At 71.7% G+C, this 1,066-nt stretch carries 2 protein-coding genes; both read left to right on the forward strand.

Going from position 1 to position 1,066, the window contains the following annotated elements:
• Window positions 1-396, forward strand: a 396-nt coding sequence (locus tag AX737_RS31040) for an HAD-IC family P-type ATPase (RefSeq protein ID WP_156454069.1), incomplete at its 5' end; no start/stop codon positions are given.
• On the forward strand, window positions 396-908 hold the full coding sequence (lspA, locus tag AX737_RS31045; RefSeq protein ID WP_012455883.1) for a signal peptidase II: 513 nt from the start codon (window positions 396-398) through the stop codon (window positions 906-908). The genes AX737_RS31040 and lspA, both read left to right, overlap by 1 nt.
• The last annotated feature ends 158 nt before the right edge of the window (window positions 909-1,066 follow it).

The raw sequence follows: 1,066 nt of genomic DNA on the forward strand, positions 1-1,066 counted from the left end.
GTGAAGGCCGAGCTCCTGCCCCAGGACAAGCTCGCCGAGATCGCGGCCCTGAAGGCGGCGGCTCCGGTGGCGATGGTCGGCGACGGCATTAACGACGCGCCGGCGCTCGCCGCCGCCAGCGTCGGCATCGCGATGGGCGGCGGCACCGACGCGGCCCTGGAAACGGCGGACGCGGCGGTGCTGAACGACCGGGTGGGCGACGTGGCGGCGCTGGTCTCCCTCTCTCGGGCGACCCTGGGCAATATCCGCCAGAACGTCGCGATCGCCCTCGGCCTGAAGGCCGTGTTCCTAATGACGACCGTCGCAGGCATCACCGGCCTCTGGCCGGCCATCCTGGCCGACACCGGCGCGACCGTCCTGGTGACGGCCAACGCGCTCCGTCTCCTGAGGGCCTGATGATCTCCCTGTCAGGGTGGGCCGGCCGGGCGGCGACCGTGGCCGGGGTGGCGGGGGCCGCCGCGGCCATAGACCTCGTCGCCAAGGCGGTGGCCGAGGCGTGGCTGGAGGAAGGCGCCGTCAGGGGCGCACTGCCCTTCGTCGACCTGAGCCTGTCATTCAACTACGGCATCAGCTTCAGCCTGTTCCCGGCGCACGACCCGTCCTCCCTGGCACTGCTCCTCGCCATCCAGGGCACGCTCACCTGCCTCGTGGCCGGCTGGGCCCTGGCCGCGGGCGGCGGGCTCGAACGCCTCGGGCTCGCCGCGATAGCGGGCGGGGCCGCCGGCAACTTCGTCGACCGGCTCATGGACGGCGTCGTCACGGACTACCTCGACCTGCACACCGGCGGCATCCGCTGGTTCACCTTCAATTTGGCGGACGTCTGGATCTCGACAGGCGTGGTGCTGCTGCTCCTCGACGGACTTCCCCTGCGGCGGAGGCATCGCAGCGCCGGGGATCCGATCCCGTAAGCGGCCCGCTTCCGCCGAACCGCAGCCACGGCAACCTGTCATCAACCCTTCGAGCCCAGGCTCGGAGGCCGACCTCGGCGAGGCCGACATGCTGAAGACGACAACGCTCGGTCTGGCCCTCCTCCTGGCGCTGTCCGCCTGCCAGGACGGCCAGTACG

Source organism: Methylobacterium sp. CCH5-D2 (assembly GCF_001556475.1).
Classification (GTDB): Bacteria; Pseudomonadota; Alphaproteobacteria; order Rhizobiales; family Beijerinckiaceae; genus Methylobacterium; species Methylobacterium hispanicum.

Bases quoted from the DNA above. Each gene is read 5' to 3' on its own strand.
- lspA (WP_012455883.1), top strand. From the start codon at position 396: ATGATCTCCCTGTCAGGGTGGGCCGGCCGGGCGGCGACCGTGGCCGGG.